21 protein-coding genes and 1 riboswitch are annotated in these 20,426 nt (G+C 70.5%); of the genes, 5 read left to right on the forward strand and 16 right to left on the reverse strand.

Annotated elements, in window-relative coordinates:
• Positions 1 to 19: 19 nt before the first annotated feature.
• A complete protein-coding gene (locus A6A29_RS27115) occupies positions 20 to 772 on the reverse strand; it encodes an MBL fold metallo-hydrolase (protein WP_073723699.1) in 753 nt (250 codons plus the stop codon).
• A 200-nt stretch (positions 773 to 972) separates the two neighbouring features.
• Between A6A29_RS27115 and A6A29_RS27120 the strand changes: the two genes are divergently transcribed.
• A complete protein-coding gene (locus tag A6A29_RS27120; RefSeq protein ID WP_073723701.1) occupies positions 973 to 1,485 on the forward strand; it encodes a type II toxin-antitoxin system PemK/MazF family toxin in 513 nt (170 codons plus the stop codon).
• Positions 1,486 to 1,636: 151 nt separating this feature from the next.
• Here A6A29_RS27120 and A6A29_RS27125 read toward each other — a convergent pair whose 3' ends face one another.
• The 10 genes from A6A29_RS27125 to clpS form a co-directional block, all read right to left on the reverse strand.
• Complete coding sequence (locus A6A29_RS27125; protein WP_073723703.1) at positions 1,637 to 2,587, reverse strand: PLP-dependent cysteine synthase family protein; 951 nt, start codon at positions 2,585 to 2,587, stop codon at positions 1,637 to 1,639.
• On the reverse strand, positions 2,587 to 2,865 hold the full coding sequence (locus A6A29_RS27130; protein WP_073723705.1) for a MoaD/ThiS family protein: 279 nt from the start codon (positions 2,863 to 2,865) through the stop codon (positions 2,587 to 2,589). Before A6A29_RS27130 ends, A6A29_RS27125 begins: the two co-directional genes overlap by 1 nt.
• A 123-nt stretch (positions 2,866 to 2,988) precedes the next feature.
• Positions 2,989 to 3,090, reverse strand: a complete 102-nt coding sequence (locus A6A29_RS47885; protein WP_326677524.1) for a putative leader peptide — start codon at positions 3,088 to 3,090, stop codon at positions 2,989 to 2,991.
• A 44-nt stretch (positions 3,091 to 3,134) separates the two neighbouring features.
• Positions 3,135 to 3,947, reverse strand: a complete 813-nt coding sequence (locus A6A29_RS27135; protein ID WP_073723707.1) for an ABC transporter ATP-binding protein — start codon at positions 3,945 to 3,947, stop codon at positions 3,135 to 3,137.
• Positions 3,944 to 4,987 carry a FecCD family ABC transporter permease gene (locus A6A29_RS27140; protein WP_073723709.1) on the reverse strand — a complete coding sequence of 348 codons (1,044 nt, stop codon included), beginning with the start codon at positions 4,985 to 4,987 and terminating at the stop codon, positions 3,944 to 3,946. The genes A6A29_RS27135 and A6A29_RS27140 overlap by 4 nt, the downstream gene beginning before the upstream one ends.
• Positions 4,984 to 6,012, reverse strand: coding sequence for an ABC transporter substrate-binding protein (locus tag A6A29_RS27145; RefSeq protein ID WP_073723711.1), 1,029 nt, complete (start codon positions 6,010 to 6,012; stop codon positions 4,984 to 4,986). The genes A6A29_RS27140 and A6A29_RS27145 overlap by 4 nt, the downstream gene beginning before the upstream one ends.
• 38 nt (positions 6,013 to 6,050) lie before the next feature.
• A riboswitch (cobalamin riboswitch) is annotated at positions 6,051 to 6,178 on the reverse strand.
• 155 nt (positions 6,179 to 6,333) lie between these two features.
• Positions 6,334 to 6,756 carry a Mov34/MPN/PAD-1 family protein gene (locus A6A29_RS27150; RefSeq protein ID WP_073723979.1) on the reverse strand — a complete coding sequence of 141 codons (423 nt, stop codon included), beginning with the start codon at positions 6,754 to 6,756 and terminating at the stop codon, positions 6,334 to 6,336.
• Positions 6,757 to 6,836: 80 nt separating this feature from the next.
• The gene (locus A6A29_RS27155; protein WP_073723713.1) at positions 6,837 to 8,267 is read right to left on the reverse strand and encodes an amino acid permease; all 1,431 of its coding nucleotides are present in this window, start codon (positions 8,265 to 8,267) and stop codon (positions 6,837 to 6,839) included.
• A gap of 365 nt (positions 8,268 to 8,632) precedes the next feature.
• A complete protein-coding gene (locus A6A29_RS27160) occupies positions 8,633 to 9,217 on the reverse strand; it encodes a DUF2017 domain-containing protein (RefSeq protein ID WP_073723714.1) in 585 nt (194 codons plus the stop codon).
• A 69-nt stretch (positions 9,218 to 9,286) separates the two neighbouring features.
• On the reverse strand, positions 9,287 to 9,595 hold the full coding sequence (clpS, locus tag A6A29_RS27165) for an ATP-dependent Clp protease adapter ClpS (RefSeq protein ID WP_073723716.1): 309 nt from the start codon (positions 9,593 to 9,595) through the stop codon (positions 9,287 to 9,289).
• Between the two features lie 89 nt (positions 9,596 to 9,684).
• On the opposite strand from clpS, the gene A6A29_RS27170 reads away from it, so the two are divergent.
• Together A6A29_RS27170 and A6A29_RS27175 are read left to right on the forward strand one after the other, a co-directional pair.
• Positions 9,685 to 11,013, forward strand: coding sequence for a nicotinate phosphoribosyltransferase (locus tag A6A29_RS27170; protein WP_073723718.1), 1,329 nt, complete (start codon positions 9,685 to 9,687; stop codon positions 11,011 to 11,013).
• A 193-nt stretch (positions 11,014 to 11,206) separates the two neighbouring features.
• On the forward strand, positions 11,207 to 11,803 hold the full coding sequence (locus A6A29_RS27175; RefSeq protein ID WP_073723720.1) for an isochorismatase family protein: 597 nt from the start codon (positions 11,207 to 11,209) through the stop codon (positions 11,801 to 11,803).
• A 78-nt stretch (positions 11,804 to 11,881) separates the two neighbouring features.
• Here A6A29_RS27175 and A6A29_RS27180 read toward each other — a convergent pair whose 3' ends face one another.
• On the reverse strand, positions 11,882 to 12,226 hold the full coding sequence (locus A6A29_RS27180) for a hypothetical protein (RefSeq protein ID WP_073723722.1): 345 nt from the start codon (positions 12,224 to 12,226) through the stop codon (positions 11,882 to 11,884).
• A gap of 124 nt (positions 12,227 to 12,350) precedes the next feature.
• Positions 12,351 to 14,750, reverse strand: a complete 2,400-nt coding sequence (locus tag A6A29_RS27185) for an immune inhibitor A domain-containing protein (RefSeq protein WP_198953292.1) — start codon at positions 14,748 to 14,750, stop codon at positions 12,351 to 12,353.
• A 394-nt stretch (positions 14,751 to 15,144) separates the two neighbouring features.
• Between A6A29_RS27185 and A6A29_RS27190 the strand changes: the two genes are divergently transcribed.
• Positions 15,145 to 15,456 carry a hypothetical protein gene (locus A6A29_RS27190; protein WP_073723726.1) on the forward strand — a complete coding sequence of 104 codons (312 nt, stop codon included), beginning with the start codon at positions 15,145 to 15,147 and terminating at the stop codon, positions 15,454 to 15,456.
• Positions 15,457 to 15,519: 63 nt separating this feature from the next.
• Here A6A29_RS27190 and A6A29_RS27195 read toward each other — a convergent pair whose 3' ends face one another.
• Entirely contained in the window at positions 15,520 to 16,185 is a 666-nt protein-coding gene (locus A6A29_RS27195; RefSeq protein WP_073723728.1) for an RDD family protein, read from the reverse strand.
• A gap of 258 nt (positions 16,186 to 16,443) precedes the next feature.
• Positions 16,444 to 18,156, reverse strand: a complete 1,713-nt coding sequence (locus A6A29_RS27200) for an RDD family protein (protein ID WP_073723730.1) — start codon at positions 18,154 to 18,156, stop codon at positions 16,444 to 16,446.
• A gap of 248 nt (positions 18,157 to 18,404) precedes the next feature.
• Between A6A29_RS27200 and A6A29_RS27205 the strand changes: the two genes are divergently transcribed.
• A complete protein-coding gene (locus A6A29_RS27205; protein ID WP_073723732.1) occupies positions 18,405 to 18,887 on the forward strand; it encodes an SsgA family sporulation/cell division regulator in 483 nt (160 codons plus the stop codon).
• Positions 18,888 to 19,033: 146 nt separating this feature from the next.
• Here the strand turns inward: A6A29_RS27205 and A6A29_RS27210 are convergent, their stop codons facing one another.
• Entirely contained in the window at positions 19,034 to 20,401 is a 1,368-nt protein-coding gene (locus A6A29_RS27210) for an FAD-binding oxidoreductase (RefSeq protein WP_073723734.1), read from the reverse strand.
• Positions 20,402 to 20,426 lie beyond the last annotated feature (25 nt).

Raw genomic sequence — 20,426 nt, forward strand, 5'->3', positions numbered from 1 at the left:
CCGGGCGCGCCCACCGCTCTCAGATCTCGTAGACCGCGCCGGGCGCGGCCAGCTCCACGGGCCCCCGGTAGACGGCGCGAGCGTCGGCCAGGTTGCGCGCGGCGTCGGTCCACGGCGGGATGTGCGTGAGGACGAGGCGTCCCGCCCGTGCGCGTGCGGCGCACTCACCGGCCTCGCGGCCGTTGAGGTGGAGGTCCGGGATGTCCTCCTTGCCGTGGACGAACGACGCCTCGCAGAGGAACAGGTCCGCGCCCTCGGCGAGTTCGTCCAGGGCCTCGCAGGTGCCCGTGTCACCGGAGTAGGTGAGGGTGCGGCCGCCGTGCTCGACGCGGATGCCGAAGGTCTCGACGGGGTGGCAGACCTTCTCCGTACGGATCGAGAAGGGGCCGATCTCGAAGGTGCCCGACTTGAGCGTGTGGAAGTCGAACACCTCGCTCATCGCCTGGTCGGACGGGGTGTCCGCATGGGCGGTGATCAGGCGTTGTTCGGTGCCGTCGGGGCCGTAGACCGGGATCGGGGCGGGGCGGCCGCCGTCGTGCCGGTAGTAGCGCACGACGAAGTAGGCGCACATGTCGATGCAGTGATCGGCATGGAGGTGACTGAGAAAGATCGCGTCGAGGTCGTAGAGACCGACGTGGCGCTGCAGCTCGCCGAGGGCGCCGTTGCCCATGTCGAGGAGCAGCCGGAAGCCGTCGGCCTCTACGAGGTAGCTGGAGCATGCCGAACCCGCGGACGGGAAGGAGCCTGAGCAGCCGACGACGGTGAGCTTCATGGAACGTGAACCTCCGAGACGTGGGAACGGGGAGGGTTCGTGCGGTTCGTACGGTTCGTTGAGCGTAAGGCGCGAAACAGCTGGTCGCTCCTCTGCGGCCTGCCGTTGTGGGGGAACTCACCTGCTCTGTCACCGGTTCGATGGAAGGCCCCTGCGGGCCGGGGCCGGGCGTGCCGCGCGGGCGCCGGTACGGTCGGGGGATGAACACGACCTGGTGGGTGGCGCTGGTCGCCGTGGTTCTGCTCGCGCTCGTCGCCGCGGTGGTGGACGGGCGGGGCCGGTCGGGTCGTCGGCCCCGGCGGCGGGACCGCGGGGCGGGTCGCGAGGCCGGCCGTGGGGCGGAGCGGCCCGGTGGGCGGACCCGGCCGCCGGGGAAACCGTCGGCGCCGGGGCGCGGGGGCGGTCGTACGCCGCGGCCGGGCGAGATCTGGTGGGCCGAGGTGCCGTACGAGGACGGGCCCGGGGCGAAGGACCGGCCGTGCCTGGTGCTGTCGGTACGGGGTGACCGGGCCGTCGTCGCCAAGATCACCAGCAAGCATCACGTGGAGCGGCCCGGGGTGATCGCGCTGCCGCCGGGGACGGTGGGCGATGCGCGGGCGCGGCAGAGCTTCCTGGAGACGGATGAGCTGCGGGATGTGGCGGTGCGGGGGTTTCGGCGGCGGGTGGGTGGGGTTGATCCGGGGGTGTGGGAGCGGGTGCGGGGGCTGGGGTGACGGGGGTGGGGCGGGCGGGGGGCGCCTGCGGCGGGCCTGTCCCCTACCCGCCCCTTCCCGAAACCGGGGGCTCCGCCCCCGGGCCCCCTTTTTTGTCCTCAATCGCCGGACGGGCTGGTGGTGGAGGTTGCCCGACGGGCTTGAGAGCGCTTTAGGCCCAGAGTTGGCCGTGCAGGGTTTCGATGGCGGCTTCTGTGGTGGGGGCTGTGTAGACGCCCGTGGACAGGTACTTCCAGCCGCCGTCCGCGACGACGAACACGATGTCCGCGCTCTGCCCGGCCTTGACCGCCTTGAGGCCGACGCCGATCGCCGCGTGGAGGGCGGCGCCGGTGGAGACGCCCGCGAAGATGCCCTCCTGCTGGAGGAGTTCCCGGGTGCGGGTGACCGCGTCGGCCGAGCCGACCGAGAAGCGGGTGGTCAGCACCGAGGCGTCGTACAGCTCGGGGACGAAGCCCTCGTCCAGGTTGCGGAGGCCGTAGACGACATCGTCGTACCGCGGCTCGGCGGCGACGATCGCGACGTCCGGCTTGTGTTCGCGCAGGTAGCGGCCGACGCCCATGAGGGTGCCGGTGGTGCCGAGGCCCGCGACGAAGTGGGTGATGGACGGGAGGTCGGTGAGGATCTCCGGGCCGGTGGTGGCGTAGTGGGCGCCCGCGTTGTCCGGGTTGCCGTACTGGTAGAGCATGACCCAGTCGGGGTGCTCGGCCGACAGTTCCTTGGCGACGCGGACGGCGGTGTTGGAACCGCCCGCGGCCGGGGAGGAGACGATCTCGGCGCCCCACATGGCGAGCAGGTCGCGCCGCTCCCGCGAGGTGTTCTCCGGCATGACGCACACGATGCGGTAGCCCTTGAGCCTGGCCGCCATGGCGAGCGAGATGCCGGTGTTGCCGCTGGTCGGTTCGAGGATCGTGCAACCGGGTGTCAGGCGGCCGTCCTTCTCCGCCTGTTCGACCATGTGGAGCGCGGGGCGGTCCTTGATCGAGCCGGTGGGGTTGCGGTCCTCCAGCTTGGCCCAGATACGGACGTCGTCGGACGGCGACAGCCTGGGCAGCCGCACCAGAGGTGTGTTGCCCACGGCCGCCAGTGGGGAGTCGTACCGCATCAGCGCATGCCACCGGCGACGGCCGGGAGGATGGTGACGTTGTCGCCGTCGCTGAGCTTGGTGCCGATGCCGTCGAGGAAGCGGACGTCCTCGTCGTTGAGGTAGACGTTCACGAAGCGGCGGAGCTCGCCGCCGTCGACGATGCGCTCACGGATGCCGGTGTGGCGGCTCTCCAGGTCGACGAGGAGGTCTGCGAGGGTCTCCCCGCTGCCTTCGACCGCCTTGGCGCCGTCGGTGTAGGTGCGGAGGATGGTGGGGATGCGGACCTCGATGGCCATGACGTGGGCTCCTGTCGAATGCGGAGAGGTGGCGTGGGGCGCGCGTTTCTGCCCCGCGCAGGGGGTGGGGCGTGTGGGTGGCGCTCGGACCGCGGCTCAGGCCGTGCGGCTCACGGGCAGGCTTCAGCCAGGACAGATCGCGCTGGACAGCCTGCACAGGTCGACGTGCAGCCGCGCGACGAGCAGCGCGCCCGGCGTCTTGATGCTCACGTCATGGGGAACCATGCGGTCATCGTATCGATTCCCGGCCGGGAATCCCGAGTGTGATCTCACATGGTGGAAGACAAGCGTTCACCATGCGGAACGACAGGGGTGCCCGGGAGATAGACGACCGTCGGGGCGCCCGTCGTGGGGTGGGTGGTGACCTCGGCCGTCACTCCGTACACCTCGGCCAGCAGCTCGGGCGTGAGGACCTCGGCGGGGGTGCCCGAGGCGACGACCCGGCCGGCCTGGAGCACATAGAGCCGGTCGCAGTAGTACGCGGCGAGGTTCAGGTCGTGCAGGGCGAGGAGGTTCGTCGTGCCGAGTGCGCGGACCAGGGACAGGATCTCCAGCTGGTAGCGGATGTCCAGGTGGTTGGTGGGCTCGTCCAGGACGATGAGCGACGGCTCCTGGACGAGGGTCCGGGCGACCAGTGCGCGCTGGCGTTCGCCGCCGGAGAGGGAGGCGAAGGCGCGGGGCGCGAGGCCGGCGATCCCCACCCGGTCGAGGGCCCGGGTGACCAGCTCGGCGTCGGCGGCGGTGTCCGCTTCCCAGAACCGTTTGTGCGGAGCCCGGCCCATGGCCACGACCTGGGAGACGGTCAGCTCGAAACCGGCCTGGCCGTCCTGCGGGACGGTGGCGATGCGGCGGGCGCGGGCCTTGACGGGGAGGGTGGCGAGGTCGTCGCCGTCCAGCAGCACCCGGCCGTGCGTGGGGCGCAGGGTTCCGTACACGCAGCGCAGGAGGGTCGTCTTGCCGCTGCCGTTCGGGCCGACGAGGCCGACCGTCTCACCGTCGGCGGCGGTCAGGTCGACGGCGTCGACGAGGTGACGGCCACCGCCGGTCCCGTACGAGAGGCCCTCGGTGCGCAGGGTGGTCATGCGGGGGCTCCTTCGGGGCGGCGGCGGAGCATCCAGAGGAAGAACGGGCCGCCGGTCAGGGCGGTGAGGACGCCGACCGGGATGTCCTGGGGTGCGGCGATCGTGCGGGCCGCCAGGTCCGCCAGGACCAGGAAGAGCGCGCCGCCGAGCGCGGCCACCGGGAGCAGGGCGCGGTGTCCGGCGCCGACGGCCATCCGGGCCATGTGCGGGACCATCAGGCCGACGAAGCCGATCGCTCCGCTGTACGCGACGAGGGCGCCGGTGAGCAGCGAGGCGAGGACGAAGACCCCGGCCCGGAAGCGTGCGGTGTCGAGGCCGAGGACGGTGGCGCCCTCCTCGCCGACGAGCAGCAGGTCGAGCGGGCGGGCGAGGGTGAGGAGGAGGGCCGTACCGGCGACGAGGACGGCCGACGGCAGCGCGAGCATGTCCCAGCGGGCGGCGCCGAGGCCGCCGAGGGTCCAGTAGAGGACTTCCTGGAGGTGGTCGGCGCGGGCCGAGGTGACCAGGATGAGGCTGGTGAGGGCGGACAGGATGTAGGAGACGGCGACTCCGGCGAGGACGAGCCGGTTGGTGGTGAGGCCGGATCCGCCGCGGGCCAGCGTGTAGACGAGCAGCAGTGAGGCGAGTGCGCCCACGAAGGCGGCGGCGGGGATGGTGACGGTGGTGGCGATGCCCGCGCCGACGCCGAGGACGATCACGAGGACCGCGCCGGTGGAGGCGCCGGAGGAGACGCCGAGGAGGAACGGATCGGCGAGCGGGTTGCGTACGAGCGCCTGGAGGACGGTGCCGATCACGGCGAGTCCGGCGCCGACGACGATGCCGAGCAGGACCCGGGGCAGCCGGACGTCGAGGACGATCGTGCGGAACGGGCCCGGTCCGGCCCGCCCGGTCAGGATGTCCAGGACCTGGCCGGGCGGGATGCGGACGGAGCCGAGGGCGAGCGCGGCGAGTACGGCTGCGCAGAGGACGACGGCGAGGACACCGGTGACCAGGGTGTAGCGCAGCAGCCGCCGCGGGGCGGCGGGGGTGCGGCAGCTCACGGCGCGGTGGTCGGCTCGCCGGGCGTGCCTTCGGGTATCTCCGGGTGCAGCTGGGCGGCGAGCTTGCCGACCGCGGCGGGGGCGCGGACGCCGAGGACCGCGTCGGAGAGCGGGAGGACGGCGAACCGCTTGTTCCTGATCGCGGGGACGTCGGCGAGTGCCGGGTCGTCCAGGAGGCGCTTCTTCTTCTGGGCGACGGTGGTGGCGCCGTAGTCGTAGATGACGATGACGTCGGGCTTGCGGGCGACGACGTTCTCCCAGGAGGCGTCGCCGAATGCCTTGTCGAGGTCGGCGAAGACGTTGCGGCCGCCGGCCCGGGTGATCAGCTCGTTGCCGATGCCCTTGCCGCCCGCGGTGAAGGCCGTCTTGTCGCCGCTGTCGTAGACGAAGACGGAGACCGGCTCCACGGACGTGAGCTTCTTCGCCGTGGCGGCGTTGGTGGCCTTGGCCTCGTCGATCCAGGTTTCGGCGCGGCGGGTGACGCCGAAGGTGTGGCCGACCTCGCGGACCTCCTCGTAGAGGGCGTCCATCGCGGTGTCGCCCTTGGAGCAGTACTCGGTGTTGAGCCGGGTGTCGATGCCGGACTTCTGGAGCGCCTCGCGGCTGCGGCCGTCGCCCGCGGCGAACGCGGTGGCGTATCCGCCGTAGACGAAGTCGGGGGTGGCGGCGAGGAGCTGCTCGTACGAGGGGTACTCCTTGGCCAGGACGGGCACGGCCCTGTACTGGCTCTCGTACTTCGGCAGGACCTTGTCGTCGAGGTAGGCGGTGCCGACCAGGGACTTGGCGAGGCCGAGTTCCAGCATCACTTCGGTGACGTGCTGGTTCATGGTGACGGCGCGCTTCGGCGGTGCCTTGTACGTCGTGGTGACACCGCAGTTGGTGACGGTGTACGGGAAGCCCGCGGACGACGCGGCTCCCTTGGCCGGGGCCTTGGAGCCGTTGTCGGCGTCCGTGGCGGAGCAGGCGGTGAGGGCGAGCGGGAGCAGCACGGCGGCGGCGGTGAGCGCGGGGGTGCGCCGGAACATGGCGGGGCCTCTCCGGGGGATTTCCGCGTCCCCTGGTCGGTGCGAGAAGGCGGCAGGCCAGTTCCTGACTGCCGAGCCCCGGTCCTCGTGGACGGGGTTCGGTCACAGTGGCGGGACCGTGCCGGACTCGCACCGGCTTCCTGGGTCCTGCCGCCTCGTTGGGTCTGGGTGCAGTGTGCCAGACGCGGTCGCGGCCCCGGTAAGGCGACCCTCAGTAGTGTCGGCAGGTCACGGCGTCACCGGGTCGCGGGTGTCGGCGGGTCGCACGTGTCGGCTGGGCACGGGCGTCGGTAGGGCGTGGGCGTCAGCAGGCCATGGGCGTCAGTAGGTCTCGACGACCTTGACGTCCTCCTCCGCGATCTCGCCGTCCACGATGCGGTACGAGCGGAACTGGAACGGGCCCGCCTCGTCGATGTCCGCGGTGGAGACGAGGACGTAGTGGGCGCCGGGTTCGTTGGCGTACGTGACGTCGGTGCGGGAGGGGTACGCCTCGGTCGCCGTGTGCGAGTGGTAGACGATCACGGGCTCCTCGTCGCGGTCGTCCATCTCGCGGTAGAGCTTGAGGAGGTCCGCCGAGTCGAACTCGTAGAACGTGGGCGAGCGGGCGGCGTTGAGCATGGGGATGAACCGTTCGGCGCGCCCCGTTCCGGCCGGTCCCGCGACGACTCCGCACGCCTCGTCGGGGTGGTCGGCGCGGGAGTGGGAGACGATCTGGTCGAACAGCGCCTGGGTGATGGTCAGCATGGCGTCCAGGATAAGCAGCGGGCCCGTCCGTACCGAGGAGTGGTACGGACGGGCCCGCATGCTGGACGCCCGGACGGGGGTCACTTCTTGGTGAAGGCCGCGTTCTCCGGGTTGCGGGCCTTGAGCATCAGGTAGGAGACGCCGAGGATCAGGGCCCAGACCGGTGCGCAGTACAGCGAGATCCGGGCTTCCTTGTCGATGGCCATCATCACGATGACCATGCCGATGAAGGCGAGCGCGAACACGCTGGTGTACGGGGATCCGGGGGCCCTGAACGTGGACTGCGGGAGCACGCCCCGGTCCGCCAGGAAGCGGAAGCGGAGCTGGCTGAACAGGATCATGATCCAGGCCCACATGCCGGAGATGGTCGCGAAGGAGACGACGTAGTTGAACGCCTGCCCCGGCCACTGGTAGTTGATCCATACGCCGACGAGCATCAGCGCGGCCGAGAAGGTGGTGCCGATGAACGGCAGGCCGTTCTTCGTGAGCTTGGTGAAGGCCCGCGGGCCCTGCCCGTTGAGGGCGAGGTCACGCAGCATGCGGCCGGTGGAGTACATGCCGGAGTTGCAGGAGGAGAGCGCCGCGGTCAGGACGACGAAGTTGACGACGGCCGCCCCGAGACTGAGGCCCATCTCCTCGAACGCCTTCACGAACGGCGAGACGCCGGGCTTGAACGTGCTCCACGGCACCACCGAAAGGATCATGATCAACGCGCCGACGTAGAAGACGGCGATGCGCCACGGCACGGTGTTGATCGCCTTGGGCAGGACGGTCCTGGGGTCCTTGGACTCGCCCGCGGTCACGCCGACGAGTTCGACGGCCAGGAAGGCGAACATCACGATCTGGAGGGTCATCAGCGTGCCGGTGATGCCCTGGGGGAAGAAGCCGCCGTCATTCCAGAGATTGGCGACGGTCGCGGTGTCGGCGGCGTCGGAGAAGCCGATCGTGAGGACTCCGGCGCAGATGAGAATCATGCCGATGATCGCGGTGACCTTGACCATCGAGAACCAGAACTCCAGCTCGCCGAAGAGCTTCACGGAGATCAGGTTGGCGCCGTACAGAATAATCGTGAAGACCAGTGCGGACAGCCACTGCGGAATGTTCCACCAGTACGTCATATAGGTGGCGGCGGCGGTGACTTCGGTGATTCCGGTGACGACCCAGAAGAGCCAGTACGTCCAGCCGGTGACGAATCCGAAGAACGGCCCGAGGAATTCACGGGCGTACTCCGAGAAGGAACCGGACACCGGGCGGTACATGAGGAGTTCGCCGAGGGCCCGCATGATGAAGAAGATGACCAGGCCCGCGATCGCATAGGCCAGGATGAGGCTGGGACCGGCCCGGTCGATGGCCTTGCCCGCACCGAGGAAGAGCCCGGTCCCGATGGCGCCGCCGATGGCGATCATCTGGATCTGGCGGGCGCCCAGACCGCGCTGGTATCCCTCGCCGCTGTTTCCGGCACCTTCGGCCTCCCGGCCGGCGTGCCCCTTGTCGACCTCAGCCGATGTCATGGTGATGCGCCTTTCTCCATGCCGATCCGCGCCTTCGCAGGCTGCGGATCAGGTCCTGATCCCCCCGGATATGGATGGAGTGCCGTCGGCGTTCGGCCGACTTGTAGCGCCCCCGGGAACAGGGGTGGCGTCCCCGGGTGGTCGTGAAGATTTATCACGGGCCCCCGGGCGATCCACCGGACATTCTGTGGCGCACACCACAGGAAAAAGCGGACAAGAGTTTCCAGCCGCTGCAAAAAAGGCCGTTCAGGTGACGGGATCGTTATCCGGATTTGAGCGTCCGCTGAGCGAAGCTCCACATCCCGCCGAAGGCCGGCCCGTCCGGGAATACGGCATGTCCCTCAGGCCATCAGCGTCTCGACGCGTCAGGGCATCAGCGACTCGACGAGCGTCTCCTGGAGCGCGCCCAGCCAGAGGTAGGCCATCACCATCGGCTTGCGCGGATCGCTGTCGGGGAGGCGGTAGAGCGAGCCTTCCTGGCCCTCGTCCTCGTCGGACACCTCCAGACGGGTGCCGATGGTGAGCCGCAGGTCGTTGAGGGCGCCGAGCCAGTTGCGGCACTCCTCGGCGGTGAGCGCGAGGACGGCGCCGCCGTCCCCTGAGGGCGTCAGCGCGTCCAGGGTCCGTACGACGGCGAGGGCGTCCTCGCGCTTGCGGGTGCGCAGGTCGTTCTCGGTGAAGCGGCGGAATTCGGCGGACGCCTCGCGCAGCTCCTTGTCCTCGTCCCCGTACGCCTCGGGGAAGAGCCGGGCCAGGGCGGGGTCGGCGGGCGGTTCGCTCGGGCCCTCGGCGAAGAGGGCGGCGAGCGGGTCCTCACCCTCGGCGGGCTCGGTGCCCGGACCGATCAGTTCCAGCAGCTGGACGGCGAGGGAGCGCAGGATGGAGATCTCGACCTCGTCGAGCGCGACGGCCGCGCCGCCGCCGGGGGTGGCCTCGAAGTGGCCGGCCATGGATTCTCCGATGGTGGGTCGGGCGGGGCAGGGGGCGGTACGGGAGCGTGGTGGACGCGCGGCGCGGGGCTAGTTGCGGTCCTGGGTCAGGGTCGCCCAGAGGCCGTAGCCGTGCATGGCCTGGACATCGCGCTCCATCTCCTCGCGGCTTCCGCTGGAGACGACGGCGCGGCCCTTCTGGTGCACGTCGAGCATGAGCTTGCGGGCCTTGTCCTTCGGATAACCGAAGTACGCCTGGAAGACATAGGCCACATAGCTCATGAGGTTCACCGGGTCGTTGTGCACCAGCGTCACCCAGGGGACGTCCGGCTCGGGGACCGCGAAGGTCTCTTCGGCCGACTCTGGACGTTCGATCTCTACGGGGGCAGCAACGCTCACCTACCCCATGCTGCCACCCGGAGGGGGTCGGCGCACAAACGGACCCCACATCTCGTCACTCTGACGAAATAGGGGGTAGCATCCCAGCCATGAACTCAGCGGACCTTGGGCGACGGGTCGGTGTGCCGTCGACCGCACTCTTCACCGACCAGTACGAGCTGACCATGGTGCAGGCCGCCCTGAAGGCCGGCACCGCGGACCGGCGCTCCGTTTTCGAGGCCTTCACACGGCGGCTGCCGGAGGGGCGGCGCTACGGCGTCGTCGCGGGCACCGGCCGGGTGCTCGACGCGGTGGAGAACTTCCACTTCGACGACGAGATGATCGCCTTCCTGCGCCAGCAGAACATCGTCGACGAGCCCACACTCGAATGGCTGGCCGGTTACCGCTTCAGCGGCGACATCTGGGGCTACCCGGAGGGCGAGGTGTACTTCCCCGGCTCGCCGATCCTGCGGGTGGAGGGCTCCTTCGCCGAGTGCGTGCTGCTGGAGACGGTGATCCTGTCGATCCTCAACCACGACTCGGCGATCGCCGCCGCGGCGTCCCGGATGTCGGCCGCCGCGGGCGGCCGCGGGCTGATCGAGATGGGGGCCCGCCGTACGCACGAGCTGTCGGCCGTCGCCTCGGCGCGCGCCGCGTACGTGGGCGGCTTCGACACCACCTCGGACCTGGCGGCGGGCTTCCGTTACGGCATCCCGACCGTGGGGACGAGCGCGCACGCCTTCACCCTGCTCCACGACAGCGAGCGCGACGCGTTCCAGGCGCAGGTGGACTCGCTGGGCCGGAGCACGACGCTGCTGGTCGACACGTACGACGTGACCGAGGCGGTCCGTACGGCGGTCGAGGTCGCCGGGCCCGAGCTCGGTGCGGTACGGATCGACTCCGGTGACCTGCTGCTGGTCGCGCACCGGGTGCGGCAGCAGCTGGACGAGCTGGGCGCCACCGGGACGAAGATCGTGGTGACCTCGGACCTGGACGAGTACGCCATCGCCTCGCTGGCCGCGGCGCCGGTCGACGCCTACGGGGTGGGCACGCAACTGGTCACCGGGAGCGGGCAGCCGACCTGCTCCATGGTCTACAAGCTGGTCGCCCGCGCCGGGTCCGCCGATCCCGCGGAGACGATGCGGCCGGTCGCGAAGAAGTCGCTCGGCGCGAAGTCGTCGGTGGGCGGACGCAAGTGGGCCGCGCGCCGGCTCGACGAGCACGGGGTGGCCGAGGCGGAGGTGGTCGGCACCGGCCCCGTACCCGAGGAGCTGGCCGGACGGCAGCTGCTGGTGGAGCTGGTGCGGGGCGGCGAGGTCGTCGCCCGCGAACCGCTGGAGGCGGCCCGGGAGCGGCACGTCACGGCGCTCAAGGGGCTGCCGATGTCGGCGATCCAGCTGTCACGCGGCGAGCCGGTGCTTCCGACCGAATACGTGTGAGGGGACGGGGGCGGGGCAGTGGCGACGTACGGCAGGGGCGTCCGGCGTGACCGGGAATGCCCGCGATCGCCGGGTGGGCTTGATTGTGCGGGCCAAATCTCTACGCTCGGTGGCGTCCCGCTCCATGACATCCCCGTGAACCCGTACGCTCACCGCCGAAGCGCCGCCTCTCCCCCACCTAAGGACACCCGCCATGCACCGCGCCTTGATCGTCGTGGACGTCCAGAACGACTTCTGCGAGGGCGGCAGCCTCGCGGTGGCGGGCGGCGCCGATGTCGCCGCCGCCATCACCGACCTGATCGGCGAGGCCCAGGCCGGCTACCGCCATGTGGTGGCCACCCGTGACCACCATGTCGACCCGGGTGACCACTTCTCCTCGCAGCCCGACTTCGAGCACTCCTGGCCGGTGCACTGCGTGGCCGGTACGGAGGGGGTGGGCTTCCACCCCAACTTCGCCCCCGCCGTCGCCTCGGGCGCCATCGACGCCGTCTTCGACAAGGGGGCGTACGCCGCGGCGTACAGCGGCTTCGAGGGGCTCGACGAGAACGGGGTCGGGCTCGCCCAGTGGCTGCGCGACCGCTCCGTCACCGAGGTCGACGTGGTCGGCATCGCGACCGACCACTGCGTCCGGGCCACGGCCCTGGACGCCGCCCGTGAGGGCTTCGCCACCCACGTACTGCTGGAGCTGACCGCCGGGGTCGCCGGGGCGACCACGGCGCGGGCGCTGGAGGAGCTCCGTACCGCGGGCGTGGAGCTCTCCGGCAAGCCGGTCGTCGCCGGTACCCCGTAGGGCGTGTCCGACCCGCCCGCCGGGCGTTCGGCGGCTTCGCCCGGTGCCCGCAGGACGGGGCTACGCGCGTGGACGGGGCTATGCGGCGGGGCGGGCCGGGCCGGCGTATCCGGTGGGCCCCAGCAGGGCCCGGATGGGGTGCCAGAGCTCCTGGCCGGTCTGGGGCGCCGCCCGCCACAGCAGGCCGTCCGGGTGGTGCAGCACCGCCGTGATCTCGTCCGGCGTGGGCGGCTGGGCATTGCCGCGGAGATAGACCGCGCGCAGCCCCAGGTTGCGCAGCCGGGTCAGGGCGCGCGCCCGGTTGGCGGCGTGCACGAGCACCCGTACCGGGGCTCCGGGCCCGGCTCCGTCCGCCGGGCGCGTCAGGGTGAGTGCCACCACCACCGTGCCGTTGGGCAATCTGCAAAAACCTCCGCCGGCCATGCTCCGCGCTCCCCCATGAGACGTCGTGTCAATAAGGATATGAACAAGACGCACCTAAACACGATCGGCCGCCGCCCGCTAGAGGGCGACGGCCGATCATGCTTTGACCTGCGGTGATACCGGATTACTTGGTCGACGGACCAACCTTGACGGTCATCGTGGAGCCGCTGAGCGGCTCGCTGACGATCGAGATCCGGGTGTTGGTGTCAGAAACCTTGACGCTGCCCGTCGGGTTCTCCTCGTACCAGTACGTCCCCTTGCGGTCGTCGAAGACCGGGACGCCCAGCGACGGCTTGATCCGCAGCGGCACGTCGGCGTTGTGCAGCGTGAAGCCCTGGTTCGGCCACCAGCTGAACGGCGCGTCGAACGGCTGGATCTTGTTGCGCAGGACCGTGCCGTCCTTCCACGTCAGCGGCTTGGCGTGCGAGTCGACCGGCAGGATCAGACCCTGGCCCGGGTGGACGGAGGTGTTGTTGTCCTTCTGGGAGGTGTCCCAGAGCCACACCATCAGACCGTTCTGGTAGGCGTAGTGCTCCACCCAGTCCGGACGCGACTTCGAGAAGCCGAAGTTGTACGGGCCGACCTTGAGGGTCTTGTCGTACGACACGTACTGGCGGTTCTCGGCGATGTAGTACTGCGGGTAGTCGTTGGTGAACGACTCACCGATCCGCGAGAAGCCCTTGGCGGTCCAGCCGTTGTCGTCGGCCTCGGCGTTGTCCGAGAACAGCGCGGCACCGTCGGCGGTGATCGTGAGGGCGTCGGCGGTGAAGCCCTTGCCGCCCGCGCCGCCGTCCGTCTGGTAGCGGAAGCGGAGGTCGATCTTCTTGCCCGCGTAGGCGTTCAGCGGGAAGGAGAGCTTCTTGACGGCGCCGGAGACGCCGGTCAGGGCCGGCTTGTCGCTGGCGTCGCGCGGGAGCGCCTTGCCGTCGGCGGTGCCGTCGAGCGCGGTCCAGCTGGTGCCGCCGTTGTCCGACACCTCGGTGTAGAGGTAGTCGTAGTCGGCCTCGATGTCGTACCAGCCCGAAAGGTCCAGCGACGCGGCGGACTTGCCGGTCAGGTCGACCGAGCGGGTCAGGGTGTTCGCCAGGTTGTCACCCATGTCGCTCCACCACTGCTTCGAGCCCTCGGCGGGCTTGGTGACAGTCGTGGTGACGGCCTTCTCGGGCAGCTCGACGACGAGCGCCTGCTTGTTCTTGGTGTTGTACTCCGAGACGCCCAGCTTGTGGGTCGACTTCGTACCGGCCTTGGCCTTGTCGTAGTCGAGCCAGCCCAGCTGGAGCTTGTCCCACGAGGTCATGTCGCCCGGCAGGTTGCCGATCTCGCCGGTACCGGTGCCGAGCCAGGAGCCCGCCGACATCAGGGACCAGAAGCCGACCGAGTTCTCGCCGTTGTTGGTGGTGTCGTAGAGGTCCGGCAGACCGAGGTCGTGGGCGTACTCGTGGGCGAAGACGCCCAGGCCGCCGTTCTCGGGCTGCGCGGTGTAGTCACCGACCCAGATGCCCGTGTCGCCGACCTCGGCGCCACCGGCCTTGTTGCCCGCCGGGCCCGTCGCTCCGGCGTTGGTGCCGTAGGCGTACCAGCGGTGCGCCCAGATGGCGTTGGTGCCCTCGGCGCCGCCGCCCGCGGACTCGTCCTCACCGGCGTGGACCAGCTGGAAGTGGTCGATGTAGCCGTCGGACTCGTTGAAGTTGCCGTCACCGTCGAAGTCGTAACGGTCCCACTGGTCGTACTCCGCCAGGTCGGCCTTGATCTGCTCCAGGGTGCGGCCCTTGGCCTTCTGGTCGGCGACCCAGGCGTTGACGCCGTCGCGGACGGTGTCCCAGACGTTGGCGCAGTTGCTCGCACCGCAGTAGTTGGAGCCGTAGCGGGCCTCGTTGTACGGGACCTTCACCCAGTCCGAGACCTCGCCGTCGACCGAGTAGCGCCCGGAGGAGGTCTTCTCGTAGTAGGTCTTGAGCGAGTTGACGCCCTTGCCCTCACCGAAGTAGAGCTCCTGGAAGTGCTCCTGGTTGTAGTCGGCCTTCCAGGCGGTGCTGTTGTCCTTCGCCGGGTCCGGCTTGGCTATCTTGTTGTGCGCCGGGCCGGGCTTGCCGCCGTACTTCGGGACGGGCGGCTTGGGGCCGTCGCCGTCCGGGTCGACCATGGTCGTGTTGTCGACCTTGTCGCCGAACTCCACCAGGATGGTGAAGATCTTGTCGGTCTTCTCGCGGCCGAGCTCGACGTACTTGTTCTTGCCGAGCTTGACGACCTTGGAGCCGCCTCGGGTCGACACCTTCTTGTCGCCGGAGAGTACCTGCTCCAGCGCGGCCTGACGCTGAGCGTCCTGCTTCTCGCTGAAGGGGCCTTCCAGGTTGTGCTCCTGCCCCTTCGCCGACCCCGGATCGCGGCGGTCGACGATGGATGCGCCCGAACCTGACGTCTTGTCATCTGCCTGGGCCGTGGCGAAGGCCGACGCGGTCGCGGCCGTCGCAGCCATGGCCACGACAACAGCGGTGGCGCGAAGCGCCCGTCTCTTAGTGCTCACTTGATGCAGTCCTCCCCGGCGTCCGCGACCGCGGCCAAGGGGGGTGAAGAAGGGCCGCGCGCGTTCAACGCGTCACAAGTGACGACATTTGATCGGAGTTACGAGAGAAAAGACAGACCTTGACTTGAACAGACCAAGTGCACTATGCAGGAGCGCCTTTCCGGTATCCGGACGATTTCGCACCTCAACGGGCGCGCCGACCTGTCCGGTTGGCGGGGCGCGTGACTCCGTGCGCCCCCTGTGCACCGACACCGCGGCTTAGGCCGTGCTTACTACCGGCCCGGCTCGGGCATCCACCGTCGTAGAGTCGCTTGACCGGACGACCGTGCGACCGTGCCGGGCGATTCCGTATTCAGCGACCGCCCCATCCGATGTCCCTAGGACGGATACCGCCATGCCGCGTCCGACTGCCGCACAGCTTGTCTACGGTTCGGTCACCGTCGTCTTCACTGCCCTCGCCATGCTGCTGCTGTCCCGGACGGGCACGGACCTCGGCGTGGCCGTCGTCTGTGCCGCCGCGCTCGCGCTCGGTCTGCTGGTGGCGGTGACCGTACCCGCCCCGCAGCGCGGGAAAACGGTGCGGGGGGCACGGACGGCGGAGGCTCGCGCCGCCGCCCGTACGCAACAGGCCCTGGAGGAGATCGGCGCGAGGATTCCCGCGGCCCACTCCTCCGAGAGCGCGGGACAGCACTCGCTGCGCCGCTGAGCCACCGCCGACCACCGCTGACCACCGCCGACCGCCCGCATCCGCATCCGAGGCTGTGCCCTGTCACGGGACACTGACGACCACGGTCTTCGCCGCCTTGTCCTGGAGCCCCTGCCGGTAGGGCTTGTCGGTGAACATCAGCACGATGTTGATCAGCCACCACAGACACGGGCAGCACAGCAGCGCCGGGAGCCACAGCACCACGGCCCGCATCAGTGCCGAGCTGGTGTCCGGCACCCGCCCGTCGTTGAGCATCGCGACGCGCAGTTTGAGCAGCCGTTTGCCGAGGGTCCGGCCGTCCTTATGGGTGAAGTACGTGTCGTACGCGACGTAGACCACCAGCCCGATGAGCGACCACACCAGCTGATGCCCGCTGTACGAGTTGCTGACGGCGTCACCGAATCCGTCGTCGCCGTTGTCCGACGTGACGTCGATCGCGCCGCCCCAGGGCAGCGAGATCAGATACAGCGGGATCGAGATGATGAGGAAGTCGATCAGCCGCGCCACGATCCGCTTGCCCGGCTGGGCGAGCGGCGGCATCCCGGCCAGCGGATCCACCCCGCCGAATCCGCCGCCGTAGCCTCCCGGGTCGTACGGCGGTGGCGGGGGCGGCGGGGGCGCGCTGCCGTACGGCGAACCCGCTGACGGCGGCGGGGGCTCCTGCGGCTTCTTGAGGAACGGATCGTCGTCCTCGGGCGGCTGGCCGGGCGTCGGCTGGTCGTTGCTCATGGGGGCAGTGCACCCCGGCCCACCGGCGCCCGCAACGGCTCAGGTGCGTTCGGGGGACGGGGCGTCAGCCCACGAGCCTAAGGGCGACTGTTCGGTTCGGCTCGTCCGGTTCGGACGGTCAGCGCGCTCGGCCGGTCCGGTGCGGACGGTCAGCGCGCTCGGCCGGTCCGGTGCGGACGGTCAGCGCGCTCGACCGGTCAGCCGCCCAGCCGGTTCGGCCCACTCAGCCCGGCCGGCGCCCTCAGCCCGGCGGCCCGCTCAGCCCGCCACGAAGGTGCGGGCCGCCTTGTCGTGCCAGCACTGGCGCCAGGGGCGGTCGATCAGGCACCACAGCACATTGACCACGCCGATCACCAGGATGCCCAGCACCCCGTAGACCAGCCAGCGGCGCAGGGCCGCGCCCATCGTGGGTGCGTCGTGGGACTCGATGTCGCGCACGTCGAGCCCGAGGAGCTTCTTGCCGAGCGTACGGCCCCATTTGGCGGTGGGCAGCGCCTCCAGGACGAACCCGAGCACCAGGAACGCGCCGAGCACGGCCCCGAACAGCCCGGACGTGGTGCCGTCCACGAGCCAGACGGTGACCGTCTCGCCGGACTGCTTCGCCGCGGTGATCTTCCCGTCGATGTGGTCCAACGCCCGGCTGACCAACGGGAAGCTCACGGCACCGACGACCGCGCCGAGTACGAGGGTGTCGAGCAGCCGGGCGGCGAACCGCTTGCCGAGCCCGGCGGGCCTGGCCGACGTCTGCGCCCTGGCGAGCTGCTGGAAGGGGTCGTCGACCGGGGGCTTCCAGGGCACGACGGGCTGATCGGCCCCGGCGGGACCCTGCTGCTGGGCCGGCATCTGCTGAGCCGACATCTGCTGGTGCGACTGCGGCGGGAGCTGATGCTGCGGCGGAAGCTGCGTCTGTTGCTGCTGCGCCTGCTGCGGCTGCTGTGGCTGCACCTGGTGTTGTTGCTGCTGTTGCAGCTCGGGCTGGGCCGGTTGGTGGGACTGCTGCGCCCAGGGGGTCGGGGCGACGGGCGCGGGGGCGTTCTGTCCGGGCACCTGGACCGGGCCCTGGGTGGCCGCAGGGACCTGCGCGGACGGCAACACGTGTGTCGGCGCCAGGGCGTGGGGCTGGGGCTGGGGCTGGGGCTGGGGCTGGGCAGGCTGTGGAGCGTACGGCGCCTGTGGGGTCTGCGGAATCCGGGGCGGACGCGGGGTCTGTGGTGCCTGTGACGCCTGCGGACCCTGGGGCCCCTGTGGCGTGGTGCCCGGTGCGAGCGCACGGATCGTCAGCGTGCCGTCGCCGGCCGCAGGTCCCGCGTCGCGCGGACGCGGTGTGCGGGCTTCACCGCCCGGCCCCACGGCGCGGATCGTGACCGTACCGTCGGTCGGCGGACGGTCCCCGTCGCCGCGACGGCCACCGGTGTCACCGCTCTCCCGTGTCGCCGGCAGGGCACCGCGCGTCGGGTCCGGCGCGCCGGGCGTGCGCGGGTCCACCGGAGCAGGAACAGGAGCAGGGGCCGGGACCGGAGCCGCAGCCGCAGCGGGAGCGGGCGTGGTCGGCTGCCCGGACACCGCTTCCGGCCCGCCCCAGGAGACGCGCCGGTCGCGCTCGCCGCCGAAGCCGGTCTGCCGTGAGGTGTCGGCCTGCCAGACGGAAGCGGGTTCCGGCTCCGGACGGCTGCCGCCGCCCTGCCCCTGCTCGCCCGGTCCACCCGGCTCGCTCGCCTCGTCGACCTCGTCGAAGAAGATCGGGCCGGTCTCCTCCACCGGGGCGGCGGACGCGGTGGCCGGCGGCGGGGCGGCCGCCCCGCCCGAGGGCTGCGGCACGGGCGCGGCCCCGCCCTGCTGGGGCGCGGGCCGACTCGTACCGGGAACCCACGACGCGCCGTTCCAGTAGCGGACGTATCCGGGAATGGAGGGGTCGGGGTAGTAGCCCTCGTGGGGGCTGTCGTCACCGGGTGCCGGGGTTGGGGCGCTCATCACCGTGGTCCCGTATCTCTTCGAGGCCTCAGGCCGTCCGGCACAGAGAAGCGGACGGCCTCAATACAAGGGTCCACATCTATCAGACGCCCGCGTGTCCACGGGCCGGTCCCGCCGTTTGGGACCACTTTCCACGCCGTCCGAAGTTTTTTTGAAAAGTCGCGTAATGGATGGCGAGGAGGGCGCTCTCTCCTTGTGCGGGCCGGTCATGGGACCGGTCCACAAGCACCGGAAGGTCGTGCACTGACATGCTGAACGTCGTGGAACGCGAGCTGGAACTGAAGCTGGTCCTGTCGCCCGAGCGCTCCATCCCCGTACCCGCCCGGCTGGTGTACCGCGCCGATGACCCGTACGCCGTGCACATCGCCTTCCACATCGGCTCCGACTCCCCCGTGCACTGGACGTTCGCCCGGGAGTTGCTGGTGGAAGGGGTGTTCCGGCCGTGCGGGCACGGGGACGTACGGATCTGGCCGACCAAGATCGACGACCGCAACGTCATCTTCGTCGCCCTGACCTCGCCCGACGGCAACGCCCTGCTGGAGGTGCCGTCCGCCGCCGTGGCCGCGTGGGTGGAGCGGACGCTGCGGGTGGTGCCGCCCGGGACGGAGAGTGAGCGGCTCGGCATCGACGACGCGCTCGCCGAGCTGCTGGCACCGCTGCCGGCCGACGACCTGTGGCTGAGCGACCCGTGGCCGTCGGACGAGTCCCCGTCGCAGGACGGTGAGGCGTGAGGGGCGCGCCTCGCGCGCCGGGCCCGGACGTTTCTGCCACGGTTTCGGACGAGTACGCCGCGGTTTCGGACGAGTTCGCCAGGGTTTCGGAAGGGTTCGCCGCGGTTTCGGACGAGTTCGCCGGGGTTTCGGAAGGGTTCCGGGTTTCAGAAGAGCTTGCCGGGGTTGAGGAGGCCGAGCGGGTCGAACGCCGCCTTGATGCCGCGCTGGAGCTCCACGCCGGTCTCGCCCAGTTCCCGGGCGAGCCACTCCTTCTTCAGGACGCCGACGCCGTGTTCGCCGGTGATGGTGCCGCCCAGTTCGAGGCCGAGCGCCATGATCTCGTCGAAGGACGCGCGGGCCCGGCGGGACTCGTCGGGGTCCAGGTGGTCGAAGCAGACGGTGGGATGGGTGTTGCCGTCGCCCGCGTGGGCGCAGACGCCGATGGTGAGGTCGAACTTCTCGGCGATGGCGGCGGTGCCCGCCAGCATCGCGCCGAGCTTCGAGCGCGGTACGCACACGTCGTCGATCATCGTGGCGGATTTGACGGCCTCCAGCGCGGTGAGCGCCATCCTGCGTGCCTGGAGCAGGAGTTCGGACTCGGCGGCGTCATCGGCGGGGACCACCTCGGTGGCGCCCGCGGCCGTGCACAGGGCGCCGACGGCTGCCAGGTCGGACGCCGGGTCGGGAGTGTCGAAGGCGCAGAGCAGCAGCGCCTCGGTGGATTCGGGGAGCCCCATGCCCGCCATCGCGTTGACCGCGTGGACGGTCGTACGGTCCATCAGTTCGAGGAGTGACGGAGTGTGTCCGCGCTCCATGATCCGGCAGACCGCGTCGCAGGCGGCGGCCGCGGAGGGGAATTCGGCGGCGAGGACGAGCTGCCGCGGGGGCTGCGGCTTCAGCGCGAGGACGGCCTTGACGACGATCCCCAGGCTGCCCTCGGAGCCGACGAAGAGACGGGTGAGGTCGTATCCGGCGACTCCCTTGGCCGTGCGGCGGCCGGTGGTCAGGAGCCGCCCGTCGGCGAGGACGACATCGAGACCGAGGACGTACTCGGCGGTGACCCCGTACTTCACGCAGCACAGGCCGCCGGACGCGGTGCCGATGTTGCCGCCGATGGTGCACATCTCCCAGCTGGAGGGGTCCGGCGGGTAGTGGAGGCCGTACTCGTTCACCGCGCGGGTCAGGACGGCGTTGATGACACCCGGCTCGACGACGGCGATCCGGTCGACCGGGCTGATCTCCAGGATCCGGTCCATCTTCACCAGGGAGAGCACGATGCAGCCCTCGGAGGCGTTGGCCGCGCCGGACAGGCCGGTACGGGCGCCCTGCGGGACGACCGGGACACGCAGCGCGGTGGCGGTGCGCATGACGTGCTGGACCTGCTCGACCGTGCGCGGCAGCACGACGACGGCCGGGGCACCCGCGTCGCAGAAGCTCGCCATGTCGTGGGCGTAGGAGGCGGTGACGTCCGGGTCGGTGATCAGTGCCTCGGCGGGCAGGCCCGCGCGCAGCTGTCCGAGGAGATCGCTCATGATCCAAGACTGGCACCCGGGGCCA

This window comes from Streptomyces sp. TSRI0281 (genome assembly GCF_001905125.1).
Taxonomy (GTDB): domain Bacteria; phylum Actinomycetota; class Actinomycetes; order Streptomycetales; family Streptomycetaceae; genus Streptomyces.